The organism is Vitiosangium sp. GDMCC 1.1324 (assembly GCF_003044305.1).
In the GTDB taxonomy this organism is placed as follows: Bacteria; Myxococcota; Myxococcia; order Myxococcales; family Myxococcaceae; genus Archangium.
The window spans coordinates 908424-934463 of record NZ_PZOX01000002.1; the positions used below are offsets into that span (position 1 = coordinate 908424).

At 69.5% G+C, this 26040-nt stretch carries 17 protein-coding genes and 1 pseudogene; 9 read left to right on the forward strand and 9 right to left on the reverse strand.

Annotated elements, in window-relative coordinates; translation table 11 throughout:
* Nucleotides 1–3 precede the first annotated feature (3 nt).
* The 3 genes from DAT35_RS08225 (at nt 4) to DAT35_RS08235 (ending at nt 10156) form a co-directional block, all read left to right on the forward strand.
* Nucleotides 4–6486: a HEAT repeat domain-containing protein gene (locus DAT35_RS08225; RefSeq protein WP_108066321.1), complete on the forward strand. Its 6483-nt coding sequence runs from the start codon at nt 4–6 to the stop codon at nt 6484–6486.
* A complete protein-coding gene (locus tag DAT35_RS08230) occupies nt 6483–8327 on the forward strand; it encodes a hypothetical protein (RefSeq protein ID WP_108066322.1) in 1845 nt (614 codons plus the stop codon). Before DAT35_RS08225 ends, DAT35_RS08230 begins: the two co-directional genes overlap by 4 nt.
* Nucleotides 8328–8731: 404 nt before the next feature.
* Nucleotides 8732–10156 carry a reverse transcriptase family protein gene (locus tag DAT35_RS08235; protein ID WP_108066323.1) on the forward strand — a complete coding sequence of 475 codons (1425 nt, stop codon included), beginning with the start codon at nt 8732–8734 and terminating at the stop codon, nt 10154–10156.
* A 58-nt stretch (nt 10157–10214) separates the two neighbouring features.
* Here DAT35_RS08235 and DAT35_RS08240 read toward each other — a convergent pair whose 3' ends face one another.
* On the reverse strand, nt 10215–10934 hold the full coding sequence (locus DAT35_RS08240; protein ID WP_199242837.1) for a hypothetical protein: 720 nt from the start codon (nt 10932–10934) through the stop codon (nt 10215–10217).
* 59 nt (nt 10935–10993) lie between these two features.
* Nucleotides 10994–11335, reverse strand: a complete 342-nt coding sequence (locus DAT35_RS08245) for a hypothetical protein (RefSeq protein WP_146209627.1) — start codon at nt 11333–11335, stop codon at nt 10994–10996.
* Nucleotides 11336–11510: 175 nt separating this feature from the next.
* Here DAT35_RS08245 and DAT35_RS08250 point away from each other — a divergent pair, with 175 nt between their 5' ends.
* Nucleotides 11511–12998, forward strand: a complete 1488-nt coding sequence (locus DAT35_RS08250) for a S28 family serine protease (RefSeq protein WP_108066326.1) — start codon at nt 11511–11513, stop codon at nt 12996–12998.
* Between the two features lie 231 nt (nt 12999–13229).
* On the opposite strand, the gene DAT35_RS08255 is transcribed toward DAT35_RS08250, so the two are convergent.
* Nucleotides 13230–13862 (reverse strand): ankyrin repeat domain-containing protein, encoded by a 633-nt coding sequence (locus DAT35_RS08255; RefSeq protein ID WP_108066327.1) that lies wholly within the window; start codon nt 13860–13862, stop codon nt 13230–13232.
* Nucleotides 13863–13865: 3 nt separating this feature from the next.
* Nucleotides 13866–14492 carry a hypothetical protein gene (locus DAT35_RS58025; RefSeq protein ID WP_158501600.1) on the reverse strand — a complete coding sequence of 209 codons (627 nt, stop codon included), beginning with the start codon at nt 14490–14492 and terminating at the stop codon, nt 13866–13868.
* Between the two features lie 559 nt (nt 14493–15051).
* On the opposite strand from DAT35_RS58025, the pseudogene DAT35_RS62320 reads away from it, so the two are divergent.
* Nucleotides 15052–15321, forward strand: a pseudogene (locus DAT35_RS62320) (hypothetical protein); the annotation flags it as partial.
* Here DAT35_RS62320 and acs read toward each other — a convergent pair.
* From acs to DAT35_RS58030, 3 genes are all read right to left on the reverse strand, one after another.
* Complete coding sequence (gene acs, locus DAT35_RS08270; protein WP_233261356.1) at nt 15266–17185, reverse strand: acetate--CoA ligase; 1920 nt, start codon at nt 17183–17185, stop codon at nt 15266–15268. The pseudogene DAT35_RS62320 and the gene acs sit on opposite strands and share 56 nt — an antisense overlap.
* 147 nt (nt 17186–17332) lie before the next feature.
* Complete coding sequence (locus tag DAT35_RS08275) at nt 17333–17956, reverse strand: hypothetical protein (RefSeq protein WP_108066331.1); 624 nt, start codon at nt 17954–17956, stop codon at nt 17333–17335.
* 112 nt (nt 17957–18068) lie between these two features.
* A complete protein-coding gene (locus DAT35_RS58030; protein WP_146209630.1) occupies nt 18069–18251 on the reverse strand; it encodes a hypothetical protein in 183 nt (60 codons plus the stop codon).
* On the opposite strand from DAT35_RS58030, the gene DAT35_RS08280 reads away from it, so the two are divergent.
* Entirely contained in the window at nt 18250–19065 is an 816-nt protein-coding gene (locus DAT35_RS08280) for a hypothetical protein (protein WP_108066332.1), read from the forward strand. The two genes, DAT35_RS58030 and DAT35_RS08280, sit on opposite strands and share 2 nt — an antisense overlap.
* Nucleotides 19066–19300: 235 nt before the next feature.
* On the opposite strand, the gene DAT35_RS08285 is transcribed toward DAT35_RS08280, so the two are convergent.
* Nucleotides 19301–20185 (reverse strand): CPBP family intramembrane glutamic endopeptidase, encoded by an 885-nt coding sequence (locus DAT35_RS08285; RefSeq protein ID WP_108066333.1) that lies wholly within the window; start codon nt 20183–20185, stop codon nt 19301–19303.
* Nucleotides 20186–20233: 48 nt separating this feature from the next.
* A complete protein-coding gene (locus tag DAT35_RS08290) occupies nt 20234–20752 on the reverse strand; it encodes a MarR family winged helix-turn-helix transcriptional regulator (RefSeq protein WP_108066334.1) in 519 nt (172 codons plus the stop codon).
* An 811-nt stretch (nt 20753–21563) separates the two neighbouring features.
* On the opposite strand from DAT35_RS08290, the gene DAT35_RS08295 reads away from it, so the two are divergent.
* Genes DAT35_RS08295 through DAT35_RS08305 form a run of 3 tightly spaced genes read left to right on the forward strand, consistent with a single transcriptional unit; the run spans nt 21564 to nt 25823 of the window.
* Nucleotides 21564–22628, forward strand: a complete 1065-nt coding sequence (locus DAT35_RS08295) for a DUF4062 domain-containing protein (protein ID WP_158501601.1) — start codon at nt 21564–21566, stop codon at nt 22626–22628.
* Complete coding sequence (locus DAT35_RS08300; RefSeq protein WP_108066336.1) at nt 22609–24162, forward strand: tetratricopeptide repeat protein; 1554 nt, start codon at nt 22609–22611, stop codon at nt 24160–24162. Before DAT35_RS08295 ends, DAT35_RS08300 begins: the two co-directional genes overlap by 20 nt.
* The gene (locus DAT35_RS08305; RefSeq protein ID WP_108066337.1) at nt 24159–25823 is read left to right on the forward strand and encodes a hypothetical protein; all 1665 of its coding nucleotides are present in this window, start codon (nt 24159–24161) and stop codon (nt 25821–25823) included. Before DAT35_RS08300 ends, DAT35_RS08305 begins: the two co-directional genes overlap by 4 nt.
* Nucleotides 25824–26040: the final 217 nt, after the last annotated feature.

The window sequence follows — 26040 nt, forward strand, 5'->3', positions numbered from 1 at the left end:
CGTATGGCTTCACTCGCCATCGGCAATTACGAGAAGGTCCGCGCGCTCGCGGCCAATGCGCGTCTGTTGCTCGTCGGAGGTGCTCGCGCCTCCGCCACCAGCCGCCTTACCGCCTTCGAGCCCTCCACCAACAAGGTGGCCTGGAGCGTGGAGCTGCCTGCCGCCGTGCTGGGGCTCGCCCTCGCCGGGGAGAGCTGGGTCGCCGCCTGCGCGGATGGTGCCGTGCGCATCGGCGCGCTCGGTGATGGAGCCGTGCAGCGCGAGGTGAAGGACGCCCACCGTGGCGCCTGCACCGCCATCGCCGTGAGCCCGGATGGTACCCGCGCCTTCACCGTGGGCACGGATGGTTTTCTGCGAGGCTGGGAGCTCGCCAAGGGCAAGCGCGTGCACGAGTGGCAGGCCTCGCCCCAGGCCCTGCGCACCGTCGCCGTGGACCCCTCCGGCACCTATGCCGCGTGCGGTGGTGATGACTCGGTGGTGCGCTCCTTCACGCTCGCCAACGGGGCCCGCCGCGACATGCCGGGCCACGAGGGCGCGGTGCGGGCGCTCGCCTTCACCCCTCGCGACGGACGTCTCGTGTCCGCCGGCGACGATGGCAAGCTGCGCATCTGGTACCTCGTCGGCGCCGTCGAGTGCGAGGTGCGTGGCGACAAGGACTCCGGCCATGCCGGCGCCGTGCTCGCCCTTCTCTTCCCGCCCACGCCCACTCCCGAGCGCGGGGAAGAGGCCTCGGATCGCATCTTCTCCTCGGGTGACGACGGCAAGGTGAAGGCGTGGCGCCTGGACGAGCGCCGCAAGCCGCGCACGCTCGACTGCGGCAGCAAGCCCGTACACACCCTCGCCTTCGCTCCGCCAGTGAGCGCGCGGCAGGCCAAGGTGCAGCTCGGCTTCGTCTACGCGGGCGGCGAGGACCGCACGGTGCGCCGCTTTGAGCTGGACACCGAGGGCAAGCCCTCCACCGACGCCACGGCCTTCGCCCACGGCTTCGACCTCCTGGAGGAGTCCCGCCGCGGCAACCGCCCCAAGCGCGAGGCCGCCGTCCGCGAGGCCGCCGCGCTCGAGGAGTCCGAGGCGCTCGACTTCGTCCTCGCGCTGCTCTCCTCGGACCGCGAGCAAGAGGTGCGCAAGCTGGCCGCCGAGGAACTGGGCCGGCTCGGCCGCACCGGGGCCCGCGCGAAGCTGCGCGAGAGGCTGGATGACGACAACACGCTGGTGCGCGTCGCCGCGCTGGCGGCCCTGACCGCGCTGGAGAAGGAGTCCCCGCTCGCCGCTCCTCGCGCCGCGCTGGACTCGCGCTACTCGGACACGTGCATCGCCGGATTGCGCCAGTTGGCCTCGCTCGCGGGAGTCTCGCCGCTGGTGCCGGGCCTCATCGCCAGCAAGCTGACGGACTCGGACGCCAGCGTGGGCCTCACCGCGCTGGATGTGCTGGTGGAGGTGTTCCCCAAGGGCAGCACCGAGCCCCTGAAGACCGCGTTCGAGCGCGGCCCCGCCCACTTGCGCACCGAGGTGCTCATCCGTGCCGCCAGCGCCGGTTGGTTGGGCTCTCCGCAGTTGCAGCCCCTGGTGGCGCGTGCGCTCGATGACTCGGACGCCGAGGTGCGCCGCATGGCCTTCACCGTGCGCGTGCTCGAGCGCAGGCCGCTCGCCCACGTGCTGGAGGAGAAGGACGAGGACTTCTCCCGCGCAGCCCTCGACGTCGCCCGGCGCCTCGCCCGCCGCGCCCGTCCCACCGATGACGAGGCCCGCGCCGCTCGTGACGCGATGCCCTCCATCGGCAAGGCCGGAGAGGCCCTCTCCGAGGCCAGCCTGGAGCCGCTGCTCGCCGCCATGGCCTGCCGCACTCCGGACACCGCCGTGCGGGGAGCTCGGGGACTCGCGCAGCTCGGGGATGCCCGGGCGCTCGGCGCGCTGCTGCAGCTCTCCCGCGAGCCCGATGCCGCCATCCGCCGCCAGGCCGCCGATGCCCTCCGCGCCCTCCAGGACGCCCGCGCCCGCGAGCGCCTCGTGTGGATGCTGGATGATGAGAACGTCGACGTGCGCGCCACCGCCCTCGACGCGGTCGTGACGCTCGACACCGAGGCGCCCCTCTCCAGCGCCGAGGCTGCCCTGCGCTCGGCCTTCGAGGACGTACGCGTCCGGGGCCTCGACCGGCTCGTGAAGCTCCCGGGCAAGCGCTCCGAGGCCTCCGTTCACCTGCTCGGTGATGCGCTCGAGGACGAGTCCGCCAAGGTGCGCGACGAGGCCTTCCGCACCCTCTGGGCCTGGAACGAGAAGAACCCCCAGGAGGCGCTGGACCGCGCGCTCTCCGGCCGCTTCCCGGACCTGCGCCGCCGCGCCGTGGACGAGCTCGCCGCCCGCATCAAGGAAGACTGGGCGCTCGAGCGGCTGAAGAAGACCGTGGGCGACCGCGACGCCGGTGTGGCCCAGGCCGCCTATGAGGCGTGGGTGAAGCACGTGGGCAAGGAGAAGGCGGAGCCGCATCTGGCCGCCGTGGACACCGCCCACGCCTCGCTGCGCGCCCTGGCCGCGAAGAACTCCACCCAGGCCCCCGCCGAGACGATGCGCTCGCCGCTCCTCAAGCTGCTGCTGTCCGAGGAGCCCCAGGTCTACATCGCCGCCATCGAGGCGCTCGACAAGCTCATCAAGGACGAGAACGGCCCCCTGCTCGCGGGCCTCGGCTCCGGAGAGCTGCCCCTCAAGGTGCGCGCGGCCGAGCTGCTCGCCGCCCGCGGCGCCGAGGACATCATCGAGCCGATGCGCAACCTCCTCACCGACAAGGAGCTGCAGCGCATCTACCCGCCGGCCTTCCTCGAGCCGCTGCGCCACCGCGCGGCCACGGCCCTGGCCACGCTCGGCTCCCGCCGGCTGCTGTCCTTCTTCGCCACCACCCTGCTCAAGGACGACGCCAGCGGGGTGCGCGAGCAGGGCGCCCGGGGCCTCGCCACCGCCAGCCGCCGGGGCGACGAGGGCTACCTGCTGGACGCGCTCGGGCACGCGGACGTCGCCGTGCGCTCGTGGGCCGCGGATGGCCTGTCGCGCCTCGGAGACATCCGCGCCCTGCCCGTCCTCACCGGCAACCTGCGCCACGAGCACCAGCCCATCCGCATCGGCGCCATCCTCTCCTTCGCGGCGCTCGGGCCGGAGGGGGACAGCGGCCTGCTGCACGGCCTCGAGGACAAGTCCCGCGAGGTGCAGGAGACCGTCTTCGCCATCGTCCTCGCACGCGACTTGCGCGCCTCGCGCCGGGGCGAGCCACCCGACCTGCTCACCAGCGCCCTCTCCAGCGCACGGCCCGAGGTGCGCTACGCCGCCGCCCGCGCCCTGGAGCTGCGCACCGAGACGGAGGCCTCGAACACCCACCTGGTCGAGGTGCTGCAGCCGCCCCGCCCCGAGAAGGCCGGCGACATGAAGGACTGGCCCGACGAGGACGAGCGCGCCCGCCGCATGGTGGGGCTCGCCGAGGCGCTCGCCAGCGACGTGCCCGAGCAGCGCTACGCCGCGGCCCAGGTGCTGCAACTGCGCCACAAGCCGCTCGACTACTTCCGCGAGGCCTCGAAGGTGGCCCGCCCGCGCTCGCTCGAGGCGCCCTGGAAGCCCGAGACGTCCCCCGTGGCCCAGGCCCGGCCCGTGGAGCCGGAGCAGAAGCCCGCTCGCAACTGGCTGCGCCGCCTCTTCTCCTCCGCCACCGGCAAGGTCACCTCCACCGAGCCCTCGGCCGAGGCGCTCGTCTCCGCCGAGAAGCAGCACCTGCGCCGGCTCGCCTTCGGCGCGTACGTGGGCCTCCTGCGCCAGGTGTCCTCGGGTGACGACGAGGGCCACCGCGTGCGCCGCGACGCCGTGGACCGCGTGGTGAAGCTCACCCAGGAGGGCCATGCCGGCACTCCCGCCGCCGTCGCCGCCCTGCTGCGTGCCCTCGAGGATCCGCACCAACTCGTGCGCAAGGCGGCCCTCGCGGGACTCAAGGAGCTGTTCCCCGCGGGCTCGGAGGAGCCGCTGTCGCTCGCCCTGGCCTCGCTCTCGCCGGACGTGGCCCGCGCCGCGCTGGACGAGCTCGCCGCCCGGGGGGAGTCCGCCAAGGGCCGCATCGCCGCCGCGCTCAACTCGCCCCTGGCCGACGTGCGCAAGTACGCCTTCGAGCTCCTCGAGCGCCTCAGTCCTCCGGGCAGCTTGGAGCCCCTGCTGGCCGCGCTCGGCAGCGAGCACGCGGACCTGCGCATCGGCGTCATCGAGCGCCTCGCCGGAGCCAACGACCCGCGCGTCACCGAGGCCCTCGGCCGCGCCGCCGGCAGCGAGCACGAGGACCTGCGCCTGCGCGCCGCCGAGCTGCTCGCCTGGCGCCAGGACGACCGGGCCGTGGAGGTGCTCGCCGCCTTCCTGCGCTCGGAGAACGCCGCCGCCGTGAAGCGCGCGCAGGAGGCGCTGGCCCGGCTCGGCTCGGCCGCCGCGGTGGGAGCACTCGCCGCCCGGCTGCGCACCTCGACGGAGATGAATGAGCGCCTCGCCCTGGTGAAGGCCCTCGGCCGCACCCGTCGGCCCGAGGCCGTGGAAGCCCTGGCGCGGCAGCTCGATGACGAAGCCGCCACCGTGCGCCACGCCTGCGTGGGTGCCGCCATGGACGTGGCCACCCCGCTCGAGAAAGACGAGAAGGGCGAGCGCAAGCGCGACGCGGCCCTGGCGATGCGCTTCCTCCGCGCGGCGGTGCGCAGCGCGGACCCGATGGTGCGCAAGGCCGCCGCCGCCGAGCTGGAGCAGGGTGACGACGTGGGCCAGGACGAGCTGCTCGCCGGCCTCTTCGCGGACCGGGACGTAACGGTGCGCATGGAGTCGGTGGCGCGCTACGCCTCGCGCGTCGTGAACAAGGGCGCGAAGGTAGAGCCGCTGGAGGAGGTGCTGCGCGGCGGTGCCCGCGAGCTGATGCTCCCCGCCGCCGAGGGCGTGGCCTTCCGGGGCCGCACGAGCGCCCTGCGCCCGCTGCTGCTGTACGTGCGCGCGGGCGAGGAGGGCGATCGCGAGCGGGCGCTGCTGGCCCTGGGAACACTGGGTGACGCGCGGGCCCTGTCCGAGCTGGAGGAGGTGGCGGCCGGTGGCACGCCCGAGGCCCCGGTGGAGACGAGCATGGTGGCCGCGGCGCTCGAGGGCCTGGGCCGGCTCGCCCCGAAGCTGCCCGAGGGAGAGGATCGGCGCCGCGTCGAGGAGAAGGTGGAGCTCGCCGCGCTGGAGGGCAAGGACAGCGAGCTGCAGAAGGCGGGCGTCCGGGGTCTGCGCTTCATCGGCGGCGAGCGGGCACGCTCCCGGCTGGAGACGCTCCTGCGCGACGACGACATCGACAACGAGGTGCGCCTCACCGCGGCCCAGGAGCTGGGCAAGCTGGGAGACACGGCGGCCGAGAGCGCGCTGGCCTCGGTGCTGGACGACTGGGATGACGAGCTGCGCCAGGAGGCGCGCAAGGCGCTCGACGCGCTCTTCCCCAAGGACCGCGTCCGGGTGGAGTTCCTCGCCGTGGCGAGCGACCAGGAGGACATCTCCGAGCCCGCCGCCAGCTACCTGGCCACCGAGGCGGACCCGATGCAGCTCCTGCCGCGTCTGGCCACGCTGGACAAGGAGGAGCTGCGGCAGAGGCTGCGTCGCGGACTGGTGCGGCGCGCGTCGTTGCCCGCGGGTGCGCTGGCGATGCTGCTCGGCCACGAGAAGCCCGCCGCGCGAGAGGAAGCCGCGTGGCTGGTGGGCGCGCGCACGGGTGAGCAGGACACCACCCGCGTCTGGTCCACGGAGGACCGCGCCATGCTGGGCCGCGCCATCGCCACCGCCGAGCGCCGCACCGCCTCCGAGTGGGCCTCCACGCCCGCTCCCAAGCGCGAGCCCCTGGCCAACGCCTGGGCCCGGCTGCTGTGGGCGGGCTCGCGGCTGGGCGTGACGGAGCTGGCCAAGGCCGCCAAGGACATCCTCCAGGGCGGTGAGGCCAAGGCTCCTGCCGGAGTGCGCCTCGAAGCGGCCCGGGCGCTGGGCCGGCTGAACACGGCCCCCGAGGCCCTGCGTGCCGCGCTGTCCGACCCGGACGCCGAGGTGCGCGAGGCGGCCACCACCGCCCTGGCCACCATCTCCCCCGAGCGCGCCGCCGAGTGGGCGCTCGCGGTGCAGCCGTTCGACCCGGTGGCCACGGGCCCCGCGGGAGGAACGGTGCGCAGCGCGAAGCAGCTCGCCACCTCCGAGGCCCGCCGCATGGCTCTGCCCTCGGTGCTCGCCGGCAAGGAACTGGAGCCGCTGCGCCCGCTGACCACCCACAAGGACGAGCAGGTGCGGCAGGATGCGTGGGCCGCACTGGGCCGCCTGGGCGGAACCGAGGCCGCGGAAGTGCTGCGCGGCCAGGCCTTCGACAAGTCTCAATCCGTGGAGCTGCGGAAGGCCGCCTACCGCGCCCACAAACGTGCACTCCGCGCCGCCGAGCGCGCCCGGAAGGACCGGAAGGAAGGGAGCCCGTCGTGAGCACCGCCACCCACCACGCCGTCGAGCTGCGCTACGCCACCACGAGTGACGTGGACGCAGGAGCCAACGCCTCGCGCGTCCTGCTGGCCCTGGAGGGCTCTCGGGGCACCGTGGGCGTTCGCGGCCGGGTGCGCGAGCCCGCCCTCTTCCGCGACGCGCTCGCCGCCACCCTCGGCATCCTCGCCAGTGACTTGCGCTACCGGGGCAAGGACCGCACCGCGTACCTCGCCTACCTGATGAAGCAGGGCAAGCGCGCCACCGCGCAAATCTGGGAGGCGCAGAAGGCCTTCCTGGATCAATCCCTGGAGGGCGAGAAGAAGGCGGACGCGGTGCTGGACCCCGTCCTCACCGTGGACCCGGACCAGGTGTCGCTGGAGGTGTTCTCCCGCGACGAGAGCGCGTATGCGCGCCTGTCCTTCGACAACTCGCTCTTCGAGGGCCGCGAGGCCGCGCACGGCTCCACCTTCCTGGACGTGCCGGCGGACCTGCTGGCCAAGGTGGACCGGCTGCGCACCTACGTGCCGGTGGGGCTGGAGGCGCACGTGGCCCTGCCCGCCCCGAGCGCCGAGGCCCGGGCCCCTCGCAACGTGGAGGTGCCCCATGCCTGGCTGCGCGGCTTCCTCCAGGTGCAGTCCGCCGCCACGCTGCCCGCGAGCACCTGCACGCTGGCGCCGATCGACCTGTACAACCTGCTCTTCGCGCTGCGCACCCGGAAGGCGAAGAAGGCGCCGCGAGCGCTGCGCTTCGAGCTCGTCCCCGGTGCACAGCCGAGACTGGTGCTGGAGCCGTGGGAGCTGGTGCTCGAGTGCCACGGGCCGAAGTACCAGGGCAGCGCCCCCGCGGTGGTGCGCACCTTCGGACGGCAGAGACTGGCGGCGCTCGCGAGGCTGCTGCCCCATGCGCAGGGCGTGCGCGTGCAGATGCTCGGGCCGGGCCTGCCGGTGTTCTGGGTCATCGACCTGGGCCCGGCCACGCTGACGCTGGCGCTCACCGGGTGGACGGAGAGCGGCTGGTCCAGCGCGGCGGCCTTCGATGCGCTCATGCCCCGGGCGGTGCCGGACGGACTCGCGGAGAAGCTGCGTACCCGGCTGCGCAAGGAGGGGCCAAAAACATTCGAGGAGCTGGCCTCGGGCACGGACTCGCCGAAGGACGCGGTGCGCGGAGCGCTGCAGCTCGAGTGCCTGCGCGGGCGCGTCCTCTATGACATCGCGAAGGGCACCTACCGGCCGCGCGAGCTTCTCTCCACGCCGGTGGACGAGGCCGTCATCCGCTACGGCAACGAGCGCGAGGAGCGGGCGCACCGGCTGCTGGGCGATGGCGGCCCGGGAGCGGGCGAGGTGAAGCTCACCAAGGTGCACGACGTGGTGGGCGTGGGCACGAGGCTGAGCGGCGAGGTGGTGGACCGCGAGGCGGTGCGCAGCTTCTTCCCCGGCTTCCTGTTGGATCTGGAGGGCCGGGTGCGCGAGGCGAACTGCGGCTGCCCGCACTACCGGCGCTCGGGGCTGCGCGAGGGCCCATGCGAGCACATGATTGCGCTGCGGCTGGCGTACGCGCGGCAGAGGGCGCAGGAGGAGGCACTGCGTCAGACGCCGAAGGGCCGGGCGCTCATCCGCGCGGAGACGCGCTCGTACGTGCGGCGCGACGAGTCGGGCCAGGAGCAGGTGTACCGGGTGTCGCTGGACGGCAAGCTGGTGTCCGTCGAGTGGGGCCCGCGCCTGGGCGAGCAGCGCCACCAGCGGCTGTGGTTCGACACGGACTCGGAGGCGCGCACGGCCTATTTCTCGCGCCTGGAATCACTTACCGCTGAGGGCTTCATCGACTCGGCAAACGGGATGGTGTAGAAATCCCAACGTCATCCGGCCGCGCCACTTGCGGCCGGGAGGGGTGGACGCGACGAAGCACGGCAGACGCGCCAGGTAGCGCGAGTGGTCGAGAGAGGTCCGGAAAGCATCAGCCTTCGCGCCTCGAGCGCGGGAGCGGCGCTGCGCCGCTCTGGAAGCAATGCAGGACACTCTCCGCAAGGTAGCCTGTTCTTGGCTCTCTCCCGGTAGAGGGGTGTAGCCCCCTCGGGGAGCGGAGCCAACGACGCAACCGCCGTTTCCCCAAGGGGGCTACACCCCTCTACCGGGGAGAGCCGGTGAGGCTACCGTGCCCCAGGTGAGCAGGTGGTGGTTCCAGGCCTCTCTCGACCGCTCGCGCAGCCCCGTCCCCCCATGACGACTCCTCGCCTTACCGAGGTGCCGCGATGACCGCGAAGCTCGAGACGTTCGTCCCCGCCGGAGCGCCCGTGGTGGTGCCTGCCCCCGCTCCCGTGCCCGCCTCCGCCAACGTCGTGGCGCAGCGCGAGGTGAACCTGCGCGAGGAGCAGGCGCGGCTGGCGCGCTGGAAGGCGATTGAAGAGGCCGGCGGCCAGGAGGCGTGGGTCGAGGCCGAGCTGAAGACCAAGGGGCTCGCGCCCGAGCACGAGGACGTCAGCGGTCTCTCGGAAAAGGAGAAGACGGCCTGGAAGGAGAAGAAGAAGGCCGAGGCCGCCGAGCGCCGGGCACTGAAGCGGCTGGCGTGGGAGGCGTGGCGCACCGCGCACATCAACCACCTGGGCGCGGGGGTGCACTGGGAGGAGACGGGAGGCCCGGACAAGTTCGACCTGAAGGACCGCGAGGAGCGGGCGAAGGCGAACGGGCTGCCGGAGCTGGAGTCGGCGCAGTCGCTGGCGAAGGCGCTGGGGCTGAGCGTGGCGAGGCTGCGCTGGTTCAGCTACCACCGGGAGGTGGACACGGGGACGCACTACCGGAGCTGGGAGATTCCCAAGCGGGACGGTGGGAAGCGGACCATCACCTCGCCGAAGAAGGAGCTGAAGGAGGCGCAGCGCTGGGTGCTGGCGAACGTGGTCGAGCGGCTGCCAGTGCACGGGGCGGCGCACGGCTTCGTGGCGGGACGTTCCATCGTCACCAACGCGCTGGCGCACAAGAGCGCGGACGTGGTGGTGAAGATGGACATCAAGGACTTCTTCCCCTCGGTGACGTGGCAGCGGGTGAAGGGACTGCTGCGCAAGGGAGGGCTGACGGAGGGCACGGCGACGCTGCTGGCGCTGATGGCCACGGAGGCGCCGCGCGAGGTGGTGCAGTTCCGAGGCAAGACGCTGTACGTGGCGAAGGGACCGCGAGCGCTGCCGCAGGGAGCGCCGACGTCGCCGGGAATCACGAATGCGCTGTGCCTGCGCCTGGACAAGCGGCTGTCGGCGCTGTCGAGGCGGCTGGGCTTCGCCTACACGCGCTACGCGGATGACATGACGTTCTCCTGGAGGCGCAGCCGGGGGAAGACGGAAGCGCCGGTGTCGGTGCTGATTTCCCGGGTGGAGAAGGTGCTGGAGGCGGAAGGCTTCCGGGTGCACCCGGACAAGACGCGGGTGATGCGTCCGGGGAGCCGGCAGGTGGTGACGGGGCTGGTGGTGAACGAGGCGCCGAAGGGCCAGCCGGGAGCGCGAGTACCGCGCGAGGTGATGCGCCAGCTGCGAGCGGCGCTGCACAACCGGGAGAAGGGCAAGCCGGGCCAGGAGGGCGAGACGCTCGAGCAGCTCAAGGGCCTGGCCGCCTTCATCCACATGACGGACCCGGCGAAGGGCCGCGCGTTCCTGGACCGCATCGCCGTGCTGGAGAAGCGTCAGGGATAATCCGAGCAGGATTGTCCCTCAACGTCGCGCAGTGCCCCGGGGAAGTGACCGGGTGGCACTAGTAGCGTGCATGGGCGAATGTCTCCATTCGACTGTTCAGCAGGTCATTGGCAAAGCCACGCACGATGAGGGCTTCCAAGTCTCCTATCATGCCGTCATCAATGCAATACGCACTGAAGTACGCGGCCAGCTCGTGCAGGTAGAGGTGCTGCTGGTATGGCTGTCGATGTTGCTTGTGTTGGGGCTTGAAGATCTGATTGCGACTGGGATGGTCGACCCGGAAGAACATCTGGGTTCCGCGCTCGCGATTGAATGCGTTGTTTATCTCCTTCCAGAGGGTCTGCCTCCTGGCCTTTCCAGCATAGAGCGCGCGCCCGCCCGAGTCGTAGAAGATATATATCCCATAGGTTGAATCCAATTCCTTCCGGAGCCCTTTCAAGTAGGTCGAGTCTCCAGCACGAAAGATTTCGTATCGGGAGTTCCGCGCTGAAGTGGCGCACTGGAGTTTGAAGTGCTCGACGACGGGCTTGATGGTGTGGTGCTGGGCGTGCTGGATCGCTGCAGCCTGGGCCTTGAGCAGGAGACGAGCCAATTGGAGAGGCGTCAGGCGCTTGCGCGTTTTCGTCCAGTTGTTCAGCGTATTGGCAGTAATGCCAAGTTTCTTTGCCAGTTCAATCTGGGAATCGGTCCCTAATTTTGCCTTAAGAGCTGCGAGCAGTTCGTGGGCTTTCATTTCCTGTCGATGATACACCTCCTGGGTCAGGAATTCCTCACCCAATCTCCGACTCGCACCGCGGACATCAGGTGATGCGCGAGCGCATCCCCGAGGTCCACGAGTCAGTGCACGGGCTCCAGCGCGAGCTCCACCCCCTCGGGCTTCTCGAAAACAACGAAGCCGTTGGCCTTCGCCCGCTGCAACGTGAGCGCGTAGAGCGCGGCGCTCCCCGAGTCCTTCTCCGCCTTGCCCTTGAGCTGTCCGAGCCGCTCCTGCCACCACTCCCGCGTGTGGCCCGCTCGCAGCTCGACCACGTCGGACGGTCCCGCGGCCCGCGATGACGCCAGCGTGGCGTCTCCCATGAACACAGCCGATACGCCCGCCGTCGCCTCATCCGCGCTCAGCCCGCCCTCGCTCCACTGCTTCACCACCTTCCCACCTGGCTTGTGGCCTGGAGGTCTCACGACGCCTTCCCTCTCGCCACGACGGAGCCGACGCGCATTGACGGCTCGTCGTACGCGACACAACTGAAACTTCCGCCCGGCAACTATCACCACCGGTTTGCAATGAGGCCGTCCTCCCGACGTTCAACTCGCATCCGGAATCTTCCGGAGCATTCGAACAAGGATTCTCACAACCATGCGGAAGCTCTTTCGACGTCCGTTCACCGCACTGACGTGTGCGATTGCATTGGGACTCCAGGCCTGTGGCGAGGGTCTGCCGCTCGAACAGCGAGAGGCGCCGTGGGTGGAGACCACCGCCCCGGCCGCCCTGGTACAGCCGTCCACCGCCGAGGAGACGGACATCCTGGTCGCGCTGCAGTCCATCCCCGGCCTCGCGGTGGTGCGGGAAGGCACGACGCGCATCCCCGGCACGCGCTTCTTCGTCCTCACCTATGACCAGCCGGCGGACCACCGGCATCCCGAGGGCCAGCGCTTCCAGCAGCGCATGACCCTGCTCCACCGCACCACGCAGGCGCCCATGGTGCTGGCCACCACGGGCTACGGCATCGGCACGAGCGCCGGACAGTTCGAGCCCACCGCGCTGCTCCAGGCCAACCAGCTCCTCGTCGAGCACCGCTTCTTCGGCCCCTCCACGCCCTCGCCAGCCAACTGGGAGCACCTCACGCTGGAGCAGGCCGCGGCGGACCACCACCGCATCGTGGCCGCCTTCAAGTCCCTCTACGGCGCGAAGTGGGTGAGCACCGGTGGCAGCAAGGGAGGCATGGCGTCCCTCTACCACCGCGCCCTCTACCCGAACGACGTGGACGCCACCGTGGCCTACGTGGCGCCCAGCAGCCACGGCCCGCAGGACCCGCGCTACATCCACTTCCTCAGCCGCGTGGGTGACGCCGACTGCCGCGAGCGCATCCGCGACTTCCAGCGGGACGCGCTGTCGCGGCGCGAGGAATTGGTGCCGGCGCTCGCCCTCGAGGCGGCGGCCCAGGGCCTGTCGCTCGACTTCCTCGGCGCGGACAAGGCCTTCGAGTTCATGGTGCTCGAACTGCCCTTCTCCTTCTGGCAGTACGGCGACCCCGCGACGTGCCCCACCATCCCCGAGCCCGGCGCGCGAACGGAGGGGATGCTGAGCGCGCTCGATGCCTTCGTCGGCGTCCTCTCCTTCAGCGACCTCGCCATCAACTACTACGCGCCCTACTACTTCCAGGCGGGCACGCAACTCGGCAACTACCGCTCCGATGAGCGGCACCTGCACGGCCTGGTGCGCTACCCCCGGCAGTACGCGCCGGCCAGCCTCGTGCCCTTCTCCATCGAGCCCTACGGCTTCGACCACGGCTCCATTCCCCGCATCGAGGCGTGGGTGAAGAACCGCGGCGAGCGCATCCTCCTCGTCTACGGACAGCTCGACCCCTGGTCCACCAACGCCTTCGACGTGCGCGAGCGCAATGATTCGTACCGCTTCTTTGTGCCCGGCGGAAACCACGGCTCCTCCATCTTCCAGCTCCCCGAGGCCGAGCGCACCGTGGCCCTGGAGCGGCTGTCCGCGTGGATGGGCCTCCCTCCCGCCGAGTCCGGCCGCGTCGCGATGAAGGCTTCCGCCCTGGCCTCCGGCGAGGAGCCCGTACAGTCGCTCGCCTTCGACCGCCGCCGTCCTCCGCCGCAGGAGTAGCCGTCCCGAAACCTCTCCTTCCGCGAACACCTGAGGAGCGAGACATTCTGGAGATGCGCTGGAACCTGAAAGCACCGGGGCCGGAACTTGAACGGCATCCGCGACGCGATGCCGGAGGAGCATCGAGACCTCGTGCGGTCCCTGTATGGTAAGAGTTTGAGCGCGTCCAAGTGCGCGGGGTTGTCCAGGTCGAGCAGCGCGGCCGTCAGCCCGCGGCACGCGCCCTCCATTCTACAACGGCATGCGGTCCTTCGATCCTCCGAGCAGTTCGAACGCGGCGTCCCATGTCTGGGAATCGGATTCAGCGCGCGGCGGCAGGCGGTAGTGGGCGGGTCGGCCGTCCTCGTCCGGAGCCCTAGGATCGGCGCCCGCGTCGAGAAGCAGCTTGATCATCGGAAGGTCCAGCCGACGTGCCGCATGCCCGAGCGCGGTGTATCCGGTCAGCCCGCCCCAGTCGTTGATCGTCCGAGCCGCCCCCGCGCCCAGGAGGAGAAAGGCGATGCCCAGATCGCCCACGCCCGCGGCCGCCCGCAGTGGCGTGTCCCCTTCGCTGCTACGCACGTTGGGATCAGCCCCCGCCTTCAGAAGCGCTTCGACTGCCCCCTGCTGACCTTCGAAGACCGCCACCAACAAGGGGGTCACGTCCCGCCCGACGTTCCATGCGTTGACGTCCGCGCCGTGCTCAAGGAGCGCCATGAGCACGTCGAGCCCGCCTCGCTCTGCGAGTTCGTTGATGGCCACATGCAGCGGACGCAAACCCGGCCACTGCGCCTGCGGCTCGTTCGGATCGGCACCACCGGCCAGCAGCGCCTTGACCCGGGACGCATCGTGCAGTTCGATCGCTGCGAAGAGTTCTTTCGACATGGCTCACAGCTCCGCCATCGGATGACCAGGGGCGCAATTCTGGTCTTCAAGCATCCTGGTATTCGCGAAGGCCTTCTCTACTTCGGTAATTGCGTTCTCATGGCTCGGGTCGGGATTACCTCCAAAGCATTCTTTTTGAATCTGCCACCGCTTCTCCAGGAGCTTTTTCTGAGCTTCAAGACGCTGCCGGATCCTAGAGCACGGCACCTTGGCCATCTTCTTTTCGTTCCATGATCCGGGCGACTTCGGATCGAGGGGTGGAACTGACCGGGTGAGCAGCTCCTTCTCCTCCTGAAGCTCGTCGAGCCGGCTGTTCTTGCAGGTCTGAGCCGCGTGGCGGGGGACCCGGTCGTACTCCTCCACGCTGGAGTAGTTCCTCCCCGTCGCCGGATTGGTCTTTTTCCGCCAATGGGTGGGAGCTGTGACCGCCGCAACCGGGTCCGAATCAACGTCCGGCACGACCTCCTCTGCTTCCTGACGCTCAAATTCCTCCATGAACCGCCTCGACTCCTCCGCTACGTCCAGCAGCCGCGCCTCGTACTCCCGCTGAGCGTCGACCCACTCCGGGCGGCGGTCTATCTCCGCTGGGGCGGTGCTGGAGGGATAGAGCAGGACGAGGACCGCGAGCAACGGGCCCACACGGGGGAGCGTTTCAGCGACCGTCCTGGCGCGTCCAGCCAACGCGACCCCCTCCGCTCCCCTCGACACCTCGGCAGCTTGCCCGCTCGTCTTCCCGGCTCTGGAGAATCGCTCAAAAGCTCGCTCCGCTGCGGTGAGCCTTCCGTCCAACGCTTCCCATTGACGCGGCTCCAGGTCCGTGCGCGCTCGAAAGAGCAGTGCCCTGGCCTGCTCCAGGTCCGCCTTTCTAATCCGCGACTGTTGATGCACCGGGTCCATCGGCGCGGACACGAGCCGGATGCTCGGTCCCGAGGGACGAGTCGGGACGAAGGCGTGATGCCTTGGCATCGACAGCGGGGCGGGCGCACTCGCGCAGGCGGAGAGAAAAAGCAGAAGTGCGATGCACGCTCGGAAGCGCATGGCTATGTCTTCCAACAAATTCAGGACCTGAAGGGTCCTGGTGAGGCCATTCGGAGTATGGTGCGCAATCTGACAGTGAGGGGTTCCAGGGGGGCCGGGGCGCAGGAAGGGTGTCAGACAATTCGTAGGCACTGTTTGATACCTTCCCCAGGCGGGCACACAGCTCGGCAGCTACCGCTCCGACGAGCGGCACCTGCACGGCCTGCTGCACTACCCCCGGCAGTACGCGCCGGCCAGCCTCGTGCCCTTCTCCATCGAGCCCTACGGCTTCGACCACGGCTCCATTCCCCGCATCGAGGCGTGGGTGAAGAACCGCGGCGAGCGCATCCTCCTCGTCTACGGACAGCTCGACCCCTGGTCCACCACTAGTCCGCCAGTGTCGACAGGTCGCCCGGATCCTGGCCCATCTCCACCGCCTTGAGGTAGCGCCGCACAATCTTCCCGGAGCGGGTCTTCGGGAGCGATGTCCGGATGTCGATGTCGGACGGGGTCGCGATGGGGCCGAGATCCTGCCGCACATGGTCGCGCAGCGACGCGAGAAGGCTGGGGCTCTGGGTGATGCCGCTGCGCAGAACGACGAATGCCTTGATGCGCTCGCCCTTGAGCGGATCCGGCAGGCCCACGACGGCGCTCTCGGCGACAGCGGGGTGGCGGAGCAGTGAGGACTCCACGTCCGCCGTCCCGATGCGATGGCCGGCCACGTTCATCACGTCGTCGGCGCGGCCGAGCACCGCGAAATAGCCGTCCGCGTCCTTCACGGCGATGTCTCCCGCCGTGTAGACGCCCGGAATCTGCGTCCAGTACTTCTCGTAACGGGCGTGGTCGTTCCACACGGTCCGGAGCATGTACGGCACCGGCTTCTTGATGACGAGCAGGCCACCGTACCCGTCCAGTACGGGCTTGCCGTCCGGATCCACGATGGCGGCCTCGACGCCGGGCAGGGGCTTGCCGACCTTGCCCGGGCGCGCGTCGAAGGTGGGGAGCGTCCCGAGCACCGGTGCCGCAATCTCGGTCTGCCAGAAGTTGTCCACCACCAGGCCGCCCGACTGGCCGACGAGGTGGGTCTGCGCCCAGTGGTGCGCCTCGGGGTTGAGTGGCTCGCCCGCGCAGGCGACGAGCCGGAGCTTCTTCAGGTCATAGCGCGCCGGCGCCTCCCCGCCATGGCTCATCCACATGCGCACCGCGGTGGGCGCAGTGAACATCACGTTGATGCCGTACCGCTCGCACAGCTCCCAGGTGACATCAGGCGAGGGGTAGTCGGGGACGCCCTCGCGGCAGAACACCGTCGCGCCGATGGAGAGCGGCCCATACACGATGAAGGAGTGCCCGACGATCCATCCGATGTCGGAGGTCGACCAGTAGATGTCACGGTCGCCAATCTGGAAGAAGGCTCGCGCGAGGTAGGTCGTGCCGACGAGGTACCCGCCATTCGTGTGGACGACGCCCTTGGGCTTTCCGGTCGTGCCGGAGGTGTAGAGGATGAAGAGCGGATCCTCCGAGTCCATGGGCTCGGGTGGGCAGTGGATGGCGCTCCCGCCCTGCACGTCGTAGAAGTCGTGCTCGCGCTCCGACTCGAAGGTGAACGGCGCGTCGCCCGGGCGAGAGCCACGGCGGTGCACGATGACGTGCTCGACCGAGTAGAGGTCGCGGATGGCTTCGTCGACAGTGGGCTTGAGGGGCAGCTTCTTCCCGCGGCGGTACGCGAAGTCCGCGCAGATGACGACCTTGGCGCCACAGTCCTCGACGCGGCTGCGGAGCGCCTGCGTCCCCATGCCGGCGAATACCACCGAGTGGATGGCGCCAATGCGCGCACAGGCGAGCATCGAGATGATGCCCTCGGGGGTGAGCGGCATGTAGATGATGACGCGCTCGCCCTTCTTCACGCCGAGCTTCTTGAGCGCGTTCGCGAACCGGTTCACCTCCCGGTAGAGCCGGTTGTACGTGTACGTCTGCTCCTCGCCGTCCTCGCCCACCCAGATGAGCGCGGCCTTGAGACGCTTGTCACCGAGCGCGTGGCGGTCAATGCAGTTGACCGTCGCGTTCAGTTTGCCGCCAAGGAACCACTGGTGACGCGGCAGGTCGAAGCGGAAGACCTCATCGAACGGCCGCATCCATTCGATGAGCTTCGCCTTCTCGCGCCAGAATCCCTCGGGATCCTGGGTGGCGTGTTGACGCTCGATGGCGTCGTTCGGCAGCTGCGCCTGCTGGGCGAGCCACACTGGAGCCGCGATGATGCGCTCGTCCTTGGAGAGCGCGCTGACCGCGGCGCGCTGGGCTTCAGTCAAGTCGGGGAGTTTCTCGTGAGCCATACGACGCCTTTCCGATCGCGAGGGGGGTAACCATCGCGCAGGTGGGTGTCAGACGAACGAGGTGGGGGGAGAACACATGCTACCCGAACCGGGGGGCCGGTGGGCAAGTGCGGACGACTCGGTTCAGCGCGTGGACTTCGGCGCGTGAAGCCGTAGCAGCAGCGCGCGCAGGGGGCTGTCGCCCACCATGGGCCCGAGCGTGTGGAGGCGATGGGTCACCGCGTGGGCCTGGTCGATGAGCTCCTGGCCGAAGCGCTCGTCCTGGCCCGAGCGCCTCCAGACGCGCAGCCCCCAGCGCAAGCGCTCGCCGTGGGCCCGCGCCTCCACGAGCTGGGGGAGGAGCTCGCTGGCGCCGTGCCCCTGCACCAGCGTCCGCTCGGCGTGCCGCGCGCAGAGCCCCACGATGGAGCCCAGGAACGTCATCAGCCCGAGCACGTCGCGCACCACGCCACTGTGCTCGGAGAGCTGGGTGAGGAACGCGGCGCCCCCGAGCAGCGGCAGGAGCTGTCCGGCGAACTGGAAGTGCTGCGACCACGAGGCCTTCCACCGCAGCGTCTCCAGCCACGTGTCGGAGCGGGACAGGGTCGCCTCAAGCAGCTCCTCCGCCGCGCGGACCCGCTCGAGCGGCGTGTCGGCGCCCTCGGCTCCGTCCACGGGACTGGCCTCGCGTGACGATAGGCCGCGCGGGGTCTTCGGGATGGAGAAACGCTCTCCCTCCCAGGCGGTGAAGAACCCGGGGCTTCCCATGTCTCTTGGCTCGATCACGCAGCCACCTCCGCGTCGGACTTCCCATGAAGATGGAGTCGCGCTCGCGTGCTGTGATGGGCCCGACGGTGGCTCGCCCGGCCGTCCGCGTCACTCAGTGCGTGGTGCGCTTCACCGGACGGGCGTTTTCCCGCGGGCCGGACAGCACGTCACCGGGCGGGCAATCAGGCACGCGCGGAGGGTTGTCCGGTACACGGGAGGTGGCGAGCGGCTCCCCCAAGAGAGCGCAGAGGAGGGGAAGCGTGGCACCCGAGGCCGCGGTAAGATGACGCTCCATGGGAACTTTCCTGGTGTATCTTGTGCTTACGATTCCTCCGTTGGTTTCGAGCCAGGTGAACTCCGGGGTGACTGCGGTGTCGGGTGCAGTCGAAATCAGGTCGCTTTCGCTGCTGGGCGTCGATGTGAATCGCGGCCTCGTTGGCGTCAAAGTCGTTTCGACCGCTAAAGCATACACGGAGACGGATGGCTCGAGCGTTGGAGAAGAACGCTTCGCGCCCACGCGCTGCCACTACGCAGGCATGAACAAGACGCCGTTCGACGGCGTGATGCTCGCACTCCTGCACGCTGGAGCGGACGACGAAGCGTCGTGGGTAATCTATGAGCCCGCGTACGATGAATCGCGTTGTACGGCGCCTGCCGTCTCCAAGGCGCGCCTCGCCCAAGCCAAGGCTGCGTTTGCTAAAGCGAACATCACCATGGACCAAAAGGTCGAGTTCGCGGCAACGCCGGACGCCAAAGGGCAATTGTCCCTGAAGATCGGCGACCGCACGGTCGTGGTTCAGACGAGCAAGAAAACCGACGATTGCGACGCCGAGGCGGATCCAGCGAAGGTCAAGGCGTCGCGCTGCGCCGAAGGATTCGATCGTATCCTCACCGTGACTTTTGCAGTCGACGGTCAGCCGTTTTACCAGAGCTGGGACAGCTACACGGCCGCCTATGCAGGCAGTGCTGAGCTCGAAGTGCTAGGCGCGTTCGTGAGTGGCACGAAGGTTCTCTTCCTCCAGCGTTTGACGACCGCAAGCGGCATGCAGGGCCCATCTTCGGCGCAAACCACCATCAGTGTCTCGCCGGTCTTCGACTTCGCCAAATGAAGCGAGTGCTCGTTGTGTTCGCTAGAGCGACGCTCGTCACTGCACTGATGTTTTGGTCGATACAGCATGAGAACGCGCGTCACAGCTGTATATCGTCGTGACGCGGCGGGGCTTCCCTCCGTCCCCACGGCCCAGATGTCCTGGGAGGTGGCACAGCCCCCCACCCAGGGAGGCCCGTGACGCGGCGCTCAAGACGGGGGAGGTGGGACGGAATGCCCCGGAGCAACGACCGCTCTCAGGCGACCGCCTCGACCCCCGCGCTCGACCGGCGCTCCGCAGGATGAGTGCTGCTGCCCTTCCAGCGCATCAGTGCGACGACCGCCAGTCCCAGAAGCACGACGCTGACGACGGACGCTTCCAGGCCAAAGCCGCCGCCCGTGAGCCATTCCGGGCCACCGTGGTAGACCGGCGTCCACCATCCTTTTGATTCGTTGCCGCTCACGGCGAATCCCAGGCTGCCCATCGCCCAGTTCCACCCCATGTGCACGCCGACCGGAAGCGCGAGGCTGCCCGTGCGCAGGTAACAAAGGCCCAGCATCAACCCCGCCAGAAAGATGTTGAGCATCGCCAGCACCACCGTGCTTCCGCTCATGCCGGGACCAAACGGGTGGGCCAGGCAGAAGGTCACGGCGATCACGAGCTGCGCCCAGACCGGACCGATGCCCTTGATCGCCCGTTGGAACGCATAGCCATGAAATATCGTCTCCTCGAAGAGCGCCACCGCCAGCATCGTCCAAGCATTCTTCAGGAACAGGGTCGCGTAGACATCCGCTGTCCGCACCAGATGAAAGCCGTCGGCCAGCCAGACGACGACGGCCGTCAGTCCAAGGATGCCGGCACCCCCCACCCATCCGAGGCCGAAGTCACGGACGGAACGCCGGCCGACCGTCAGTCCCAGGGAGGCAAGGGGCAGACCCTCGAGACGCAGGCAGATCCAGCTCGCGAGGAATGCGCCGAGGAAGGCAAGGTGCGGCTCCGGCACGAACCGTCTGAACGTGTCCGGCAACGTTCTGCGGGCGAAGATCAGGCCCACGACCATCACGGCCATCAGCGCGAAGAAACCGATGGCTTTCCAGCCGTTGCGCAGACGCTTGTCACCGTCGAAAAAGAAAAACCGCATGGTGATTCCTCTCTGGGTCCGAATCGAAAAGGCCGAGGTGTTGCCAGGTCACGGGCGATGACTCGATGAGCGCCTGCGTCCGTTGCCCGCGCTCTTTCCTTCTTTCGACAGCCGCGCACGTGCCTCGGCAATGCGCTCGCCGAACGACTTCGCCTCGAGCGCCTCGATGGCACTTTCGAGGATTCGCGAGAGGGGCATGGGCAGCTCGGCATCCAGACTGGCCGCGGCGCTCGCGGTGGCTTGCCAGTGCATCTGCAACCGGGGCAATAGCTCGCGCCCCGCGTCGGTGAGGCGGATCAAGCGCTGGCGTCCATCGACCGGTCCCGGTTCCGAGGACACCAGCCCTTCCTTGACCATGAGCGCGAGCGTCTGTGTCACCGCGGGCTGCGTGATGCCGGAGGCCTCGGCAATCTGGCCGATCGTCAAGGGCTCTCGCTGCATCAAGGTGCGTATCACGGGTGTGTAGCGCGGTCGGTAGGGAAGCCCTTCTGCCTCGTAGGCCTGACCCACTGCCCCATCAAGCAGGTCGATCAGGTGCCGCAACTGCGTTCCGAGTCCCCGGTGCATGGGGTAGATATATAAGCACTAATACAAATAGCCAGGAAAAAGGGCTCCGGATGAGCGGCTCCCACCCCGCCAGCGGGCCAAACCAGGCCCGCCGCGAGCGCAGCCTCTCCTCACCCCTTCATGTTCGAGCCGAGCTGGGACGAAGGGTGCGGCACGGCGAAGCCCTGATCGATGACGGACAGGCTCCCCTCGAAGTCGAGAGCGCTCGCGTCGAAGGGCGCGGTGGATGTGTTCGCCTGCGTGCGGTGTGCAGGCAGGCGGCGAGTTGCCCCAGAAGCCCACGCCCCTTGCCGCCCCCCCTCCCAGGTGGGCCGCTTGGGCCGGCGTGTGCATGAAGAGGGCTGCACCTCCTCTCCTCCGGCCCGGCTCTCGGCCCGGGTGGCGCCCGTTGGCGACCCTTCCCTCCCCCTCGGCTCCTGCCTTTTCCCTCAACAGAGCCCCCATCCGTCTATGTGCAACGTCATCTCGAACCCCGGGTTCCACGCGGCAGTTTCAATCGTCGATCAATTGGTAAGCCGAGGTCCAAAAATCGTGAGTGACGTTGGGAATACGCAGCCAATGAGCCGGGAATCCGGAAGAACAAGCGCCGCGGCGGGAGTGTTCCTGGCGGGGAGGTCGTTGTGGGGCGGAGCGCCCCCGCTGCGTCAGGAGTGGGATGCAACCCCGCACTTCCTCCGCCCTGGGAAGCAGATGCATCGCTGGCCGTCCGCTTGATGTGCCGTTCGGCAAGTCCAGATTTGTTTGGATCTGGAAGGCCAGCCGCGGGCGCGGCGGACACAGGGTGAGCAGGCGAGCCACGGAGGGACTGCCGGTGGGCATCCGAAAGGCCGCGATGGTGAGCAGCACCGTGAGGGATCTGGCCGAGCATCGCGACGCCGTGCTCCAGGCGTGTCTCGAGGTGGGCGTGTTCCCCAGGATGATGGAGTACCTGCCGGCGAGCGATGCCGAGGCGGTAAGCGTCTCGACGGAGATGGTCGACCAGTCGGAGCTGTACATCGGCGTCTTCGCGCACCGCTACGGCTACGTGCCTCCGGGCGGCACTCGCTCCGTCACGGAGATGGAGTACGAGCGTGCCGTGCAGCGCGGCATCCCGCGGCTGATCTTCCTGATGAGCGACGACTACCGCGGGCTGCGGGCGAGCGACATCGAAACAGGAGCCGGCGCGGAGCGTCTGAAGGCACTCAAGTCGCGGCTGCAGACCGAGCGCGTGGTCAAGTACTTCACGTCGCCGGAGAATCTCCGCGCGAACGTGGTCGAGGCCCTCGTGAAGTACGTGACGACGGCCGAGCGTGCGCCCCCGGGACCATCCGCCAGTCTCTCCGACCTGAACGTCAGCTCGCTCGACTCGCCCCGCCGGCGCACCCCGCTCGACGGCCATCCGGTGCTCGCCCCGCCGGGTGGGCCGCCCCAGCTCTTCACCGGCGGCGTCCACGTCTCGTTCACCCTGGCGCACAACGGCGAGGGCAAGCACTCCATCAATCTGCACGCGACGGAGCTCGAGGTCGTGCGATTCACTCCCGGCCGGCGTCCGGAGTACGCGTACGAAATCGAGGGCGCGCGCCTGATCGGAGCCGGAGTCGCACAACCTCACGTCTTTACCGTCCTGGTCTTCGGCAACCGCGTCATGCCGGCGCGGTGGGTCATCGACGCCAAGCGGGGCACCTTTCGCGAGGCGAAGAGCGCGAACTTCTTCGACACCGACGACCCCCGCATCCTCACCTTCCCCGCCGGCGGAGCGGACATCGAGGAGCTCAAGGGGACCGTGATGACGTGCGAGCAGGGCCTGTACGAGCTGCGGTTCGTCTTCCACTACAGCGTGGCCGGCGTGGACCGGCAGCGGACCTCGGAGGTGGCCCATGTCTACTCCGACGAGTGAGTACCTGAGTGGCCTCGCCATCCCCACTCCGCCGCGGCGCGACGGGCGGCCACAGCGGGACCCACGGCTCGAGCAACTCGCGGGCTCCATCCTCGCCTTCGAGGCCCTCTCCCAAGGCCTCATGGATTACGCCGGTGACGCGCAAGACCCGAGGCCCTTGCGGCCGCGGAGCCTCTATGACCTCAAGAAGTGGAGCGCCGACTACTTCCCCTACGCGCGCTACCGCGGGGCATTTCCCGACACGACGATCTATCTCGCGTTCTGTAGCGATCGGGCGAAGCTGCCGCTCGACCAGGCCGTGCCGGTCCCTCGCGAGGACCTCTGGTGGCTCGCCGCCTCGAGTGACACGCTGCTCGTCTCTGACCGCCTCACCCACCACTACACAGCCGTGTGGTACGTGGACGAGGACGAGGGCCGCATCCACCTGCTCGACCCGTGGCCCGACCGGATCTTCCTCAAGAAAGGGCTCAACGCCGCCGGAGTGGAGGCACGCATCGAGCCGGTCACGAGCGACGCCAAGCACAGGCGCATCAGCATCACACGCGAGGAGTTCCTGCGAGTCGCCGTGGGCCTGATCACGCGCGATACGCCGGAGCTGATCGAGGACTACCTGGCCGCGCGATCCGGCGGGTGCAAGCGGTTCGACGTGCGACTGGCCTTCGGCCTCGCGCTGATGGACGCGGAGCAGTATGCGCTCGCCCGGTTCGCGACAGTGCACCTGGAGGCGGCCCTGCGCCTGGCCGAGGCGGCGGGACAGGCCGAGAGAGCACAGGACGCGGCAGCGCGACTCCATGTCGCCCTCGTCTCCGCCATCCACTACCAGCGCTGGTCGAAGGACGACCTCGCCCCGAAGCCGTTCGAGGACGCACTGCGCCACCTCACGGCACGCTACGGGGAGGATCGCCTGCTCGCTGCGGCGTGGCTTCGAGAGCTGTGCAGCATTGGCCACGCCGCCGGCATCTCGCGGGACCATGACGCGGCGCTCCACTTTCTCGAGGTCGCGGTCTCCCGCTTCCCGGACGAGGAAGAGCCGTACCGGCTGCGGGCGAAGGTCCGAATGCTCATCGGGGACCCCGATGGCGCGCTCGACGACGCCACCAGGGCACTCGCGCTCAATGCAGCCAGCATTCGAGCGCTGGAGGCACGGAGGGACAGCTGGCATCCGGACGACCGCTTCAGCCGCGACGACGACCAAGCGAGAATCGGCGGCCTGCAGGAGCGCCGGTTCGATGAGCTCGACATGCGCGCCGCCGCGCTCATCGCTCTCCGGCGCCTCGTGGACGCACGTGCGGCAGCCGAGGAACTGGTGGCCCACGCACCGACGAGCTCCGACGGTTACGCGAAGCTGGCCGGGATCGAGCAACTCCTGGGCAACGACGCCGCGGCGGCAAACCACCTGCGCGAAGCGCGCGAGCGGGAGCAGAGCCCGCGACAGCGCGCGCGGCTCGACGCGCTGCTCGCGTCGCTCCAGGCTCCACCCGCCGTTGCCCCCAAGGCCGAAGCACCCAGCGCCAGCTCGGAGGTGCACCCATGAACACCCAGACGTCAGCCGACGAGCACCTGCACGCCGGCCAGGACGCGCTTCGGCGCGCCGTGTCGGCGCACGACGCCGCCGGGCTCCGTTTCGAGGACGTGCCGTACGACCCTGCCCTGCTGCTGCTCGCGCGCGAGCACTTCGAGGCCGCCTCGTCGCTGTTCGACACCGAGGGTCGCGCCACGGACGAGGCACGGGCCCGGCTCGGCGCGGCGGAGGTGTGGCTCAAGATGGCACCGAGTGCGGAGACGTCCACCGCCGCCGAGGCGAGCAGCCGCGCGGCCCTCGCGCTCCTCGATACGGTGACCGACTGGGCGATGAGCATCGACGCGTACCTCCTGCTGGCTGAGGCGATGGCGCCCCCGCTCGAGCACCTCGCGGACGGCGCCGAGAAGGAAGGCCGCATCGACCAAGCGCTCGGCGTACTTCGAGCGGCCGAGTACCTCGCCAGTCAGGAGCCGGATGCGTTCGCGAGGGCGCGCGTGAGCGCGCTGCTCTCGCGCGTGCTCGGCGAGCGCTTCCGAGGCGACCGGGACTCCAATCTGCTGGACGCGATCCGCGCGGGCCAGCGGGCACTCCCGGCACTGCGCGAGCGGCAACGGGAGTCACCCCTGAGCTACCCCGCGCTCCTCGCGCACCTCGGCAACTGCTTCATGAAGCTCGATGGGCCCCGGGAGCGCTGGCTCGCCGAGGGACTCGCCGCCTACCGCGACGGCCTGGCCGCCGCGGACCCGCGGCTCGCGCCACGGCTGCACCACCACCTCGGCGCGCACGTGACGATGGCCGAGTCGCTCATCGCCGCGCACGACGAGTCGCTTCCCGAGAAGGAGATGATGGGGCGCTTCGGTGCGCGGGTACAGGCGGCGCTCGATACGGGCGACATCGACGCCGCGGAGGAGGCGGCGCTGGAGACGCTGCGGTGGGCGTGGTCGCTGCGGCAGGCTCCCAACATCTGGGTGGGCGAGGCCCACAAGCTCCTCGGCAGCCTGTTGCTCCACCACGGCGACGTCGGCGGGGCGCAGAACCACTTCTATTGCGCGACAGTGGTGCTGTCCGCCGCAGCGGAGACGGGCGGGCCGCGCGAGGCGGCGCTCCTTGGCGGCGCCGAGCAACTCCTCGCGAGCGCGATGGACCGGCTGGGGCAGTCGGCGCTCACGGCACAGCTCACCGCACAGGCCCGGAGGGCCCTCGCCGCGGCCCGCTCGAGCTTGGAAGAGGGAATGCAACTCCTGGCCCGCGACCCAGCCGCGGCGCACGCGCACTTCGACCGGGCGCTCTCCCTCTATCCCCGAGACCCGCTCGCCCTGTTCTATCGTGGCGCCGCGGCGATGGGGCAATCGGCATTCGGCGCCGCGCTGCGCGACTTCGACGCCGTGCTCCACCTGCAGCCGTTGAACGTGGCGGCACTGTACAACCGCGCGCTCCTGCGAGCACAGCGCGGCGACGACGAGGGCGCGGTGGCAGACCTCGACAACCTCATCACCCGGTCACCCGGGATGACGGTCGCCTACTGGCAGCGCGCTGCGTGCCTCGAGCGCCTCGGCAGGGCCCAGGGCGCGGCGGCGGATCTGGAGCGCGTGCTGGGTGAGGTGTCGGACGCACAGGAGCGCGCGGCGATCGAAGCCCGCCTCGGTCGACTGCGAGGGGGCGGCGGGCGGTGAGACGGGAGCGGAGGAGACGAGCGTGGCGCCTGAAGCAGTGGCGAGGCAGGAAGCCAGGAAGGAGCGGCCAGCGCGAGCTGCGCGACACCTTCACCCGCCAGGACACCGCATTGTCCGAGGTCTTCCCCTGGGGGTGAGAAGGGCCTGAGCGGGCGTCCTTGTATGCCAGCGCACAGGATGCACGAAGGTGCCAGTGCACTCGGTGGAAACCCGCGCG